Annotated in this window: 2 protein-coding genes and 1 pseudogene; 1 reads left to right on the forward strand and 2 read right to left on the reverse strand. The window is 63.0% G+C overall.

Annotated features, from left to right (window positions below; translation table 11 throughout):
- Positions 1–205 precede the first annotated feature (205 nt).
- Together R6258_RS18655 and R6258_RS18660 are read right to left on the reverse strand one after the other, a co-directional pair.
- Positions 206–1,225, reverse strand: a complete 1,020-nt coding sequence (locus R6258_RS18655; protein ID WP_318453441.1) for a TRAP transporter substrate-binding protein — start codon at positions 1,223–1,225, stop codon at positions 206–208.
- 115 nt (positions 1,226–1,340) lie between these two features.
- Entirely contained in the window at positions 1,341–2,510 is a 1,170-nt protein-coding gene (locus R6258_RS18660; protein WP_318453443.1) for a fumarylacetoacetate hydrolase family protein, read from the reverse strand.
- A gap of 400 nt (positions 2,511–2,910) precedes the next feature.
- Here R6258_RS18660 and R6258_RS18665 point away from each other — a divergent pair.
- Positions 2,911–3,107: pseudogene (locus R6258_RS18665) on the forward strand (dihydroxy-acid dehydratase); the annotation flags it as partial.

Here is a 3,107-nt window from a genome sequence, read left to right on the forward strand (position 1 = left end):
GGTCGAAGGCGCTGCGCACCGGCGGGGCGCCTTCCTCGCGGCTGCGGACCTGGGCCAGCGCCGCGTCCGGGTCGTCGAGGTTAGGATGTTTGGAGGGAGCGGGGGACATGGTTCCTCCACGCGACGCCGTTGGCGCCGCGAGGTTCAAGAGACGGAGAAACGGGGCCGACACGGTCGGCCCCTCGATTGCGTCTGTGGCCCGTCGTTACAGCAGGTTGCGGGATTTCAGGAACGAAGTGGCGGAGTCGTAGACTTTCTGGGTCATCTCGTTCTTGCCGGCCCACTCCTTCCATTCCTTCTCGGCGGCCTGGCGGAACTTCTTGCGCTCTTCCGGTGACAGGTCGATCGGATGGATGTTGGGATCTTCCTTGAGCTTCTGGAGCGTCTGGATGTCCTGCTCCTTGAGTCGCGCGATCAGGTCGTAGGCCATGCGGTCGAAGGCCGTCTTCAGGGTGACCTGCAGGTCCTCGGGCAGGCCGTCCCAGATCTCCTTGTTCAGCGAGACCGCGATCATCGGCATGGAGTGGAAACCCGGGTAGAGCGGGTAAGGGGCGAATTGGTGAATGCCCTGGGCGTCGTTGTTGGACAGCACCGTGGAGTCGGCGGCGTCGATCACGCCCTTCTCGAGCGCGGTGTAGACCTCGGAGCCCGGCAGGTTGACCGGCGCGGCCCCGATGCGCTCGAAGATGTTGTAGACCATGCCCTGGGGGGCGCGAATCTTGAGGCCCTTGAAGTCTTCGATGGAATCGATCTCGACACTCGACGGGATCGATTCGAGCGGGAAGGTGGCCGCCGAGATCAGATGGGCGCCGTAGGGTTCGGTCAGCTCGTTGTAGAGTTCTTCGCCACCGCCATACTTCATGTACTCGAGGAAGTCGTAGGGATCGCTCCAGGCGCCGACCAGGTTGCCGAGCATGCCGTAGGCGGGGTTCTGACCGGAGAAGTAGCTGGGGTCGGTCATGTGGCCTTGCAGGATGCCCGAAGACACGGCCTGCAGGGTCTCGGTGGGACCGACGATCGAGTTGATCGGCAATACCTCAATGTGGACCTTGCCGTCGGTCATGGTCTCGATCTTTTTGGCCCACTCCTGCTTGATCTTGAAGCTGGGTTCGCCGGAGGTCTCCGAGGCCTGGAACTTCCAATCGTATTCGGCGGCCTGGGCGGCGGAGAGTCCCATCAATACTATCGAACTGGTGGCAACTACGAGCTGTTTGAGTTTGAACATGCTTTTCTCCAAGTGATGCTTGTTGTTATGAACGCGAGCGTTGGACATGAGCCCCCGGAGGGGATGGATGGGCCGACGCGGAGCGTCGAGCCCGAGCCCGTTCAGCACGGGCCGATCAGCTCCGGCCGGTATCTCGCCGGGTCAGATAATCGAGTAGGGCGCCGCTGCCGAACTGCCAGGGGCGAATCCGGTCGCAGCGCTCGACGGCATTGATCAGGGCGCCGAGTTCGTGCGCGGCGATGGTGACGCGGTCACCGATCTTGTGAGTGAAGCCGCTGCCCGGCTCGCCACGGTCCTGGGTCGGCGCGAACAGCGTGCCCAGAAACAGCAGGAAGCCGTCCGGATACTGGTGGTGGGCGCCGATCGTCTGCTCGACCAGGTCGAGCGGATCGCGACTGATCTGGGCCATCGAACTGATCGCCTCGAGGCGATAGTCGTCGCTGCCTTCGACCTCGAGATGCACCTCCATGCGGCGCACGTCGTCGATGCCGAAGTCCTCGTCGAACAGCCGCACGAAGGGGCCGATGGCGCAGGAGGCGTTGTTGTCCTTGGCCTTGCCGAGCAGCAGCGCCGAGCGGCCCTCGACATCGCGCAGATTGACGTCGTTGCCGAGCGCTGCACCGCGCACCCGACCACGCGAGTCCACGGCGAGCACCACTTCGGGCTCGGGGTTGTTCCAGGCCGAGGCCGGGTGGATGCCCACCTGGCTGCCGAAGCCCACCGCCGACATCGGCTGGGCCTTGGTGAAGACCTCGGCGTCGGGGCCGATGCCGACCTCGAGATACTGCGACCATACGCCCAGATCGATCAGCCGGCGCTTGAGCGTGGCGGCCTCTTCGGACCCCGGCGCGAGGCGCGAGAGATCGTCGCCGATCAATTCCTCGACGGTTTCGCGGATCGAAGCCGCCAGGCTGGCATCGCCGCGGGCCTGTTCCTCGATCACCCGCTCGAGCATCGAACTGGCAAACGTCACTCCGCAGGCCTTGATCGCCTGCAGGTCGCAGGGGGCCATCAGGTGCTGGCGGGCGGGGTCGCCCTGCGCGCCGAGCGAGTTCGTCAGGCACTCATCCACGGCTACCAGCGGGGCGTCGGCTGCCGCCTCGAGGCACGCCGTCAGGTCGTCGCGCTCGAGCAGCGCGCTGAGCGTCGGCGCCAATGCGCTGACGTCGTGCAGCCAGCCACTCCGCACCGTGACCAGTCGCGGCCCCTGGCTTTGGGGGTCCCAGAGTCGGCCGAGCAGACGATTGTCGGGCAGATTCCGGGGCAGCAGTGCGTGGGTGTGCATGGTTACGAGCCTATTCAGCCGAATGTTGTCTTCGATCAGAGTGGCCCTAAATGTTGAACATAGGGTATATATGTTCAACATATACTTTCGTAGGGAGTGGCTCGAATCGCCATTCCTGACCTAGGAAGCATAGTCTGTCGAATGACGCGCTGCTTCGGCTTGCCAGCCGCAGCGTGGCGCCACTCGGTAGCTTGGCAGCGTATTTCGGCGAGGGGGCTGAAAGACATTGCAGCCAGCCGTGAATTTTTTTAGATACACTTTTTTATATCAAGATTGACCAATTTTAATATTTTGAGGTTATCGGCGTGCCGCTTACCTTGAGGACATTCCGAAAACGAACATGTCAGCGACACCGTCGGGAGAGTGCGCTGCCGATGCCTCGACCGTGAAGGAGATTGCAATGACCGATGAAAAGCGCCCGCCGCGCTCTCAAGCCAGACCGCTGCGTTCTCGAGAAAAGCCGCTGCGCTCGGCCGCCTGGTTCGGCACGGCCGACAAGAACGGCTTCATGTACCGCAGCTGGATGAAGAACCAGGGCATTCCCGATCACGAGTTCCAGGGCAAGCCGATCATCGGCATCTGCAACACCTGGTCGGA

It is taken from the genome of Halomonas sp. HP20-15, from assembly GCF_033446685.1.
Lineage (GTDB): Bacteria > Pseudomonadota > Gammaproteobacteria > Pseudomonadales > Halomonadaceae > Modicisalibacter.

Excerpts from the sequence above, each read along its gene's own strand:
- R6258_RS18660 (WP_318453443.1), bottom strand. The coding sequence starts at position 2,510 with ATGCACACCCACGCACTGCTGCCCCGGAATCTGCCCGACAATCGTCTG.
- R6258_RS18655 (WP_318453441.1), bottom strand. The coding sequence starts at position 1,225 with ATGTTCAAACTCAAACAGCTCGTAGTTGCCACCAGTTCGATAGTATTG.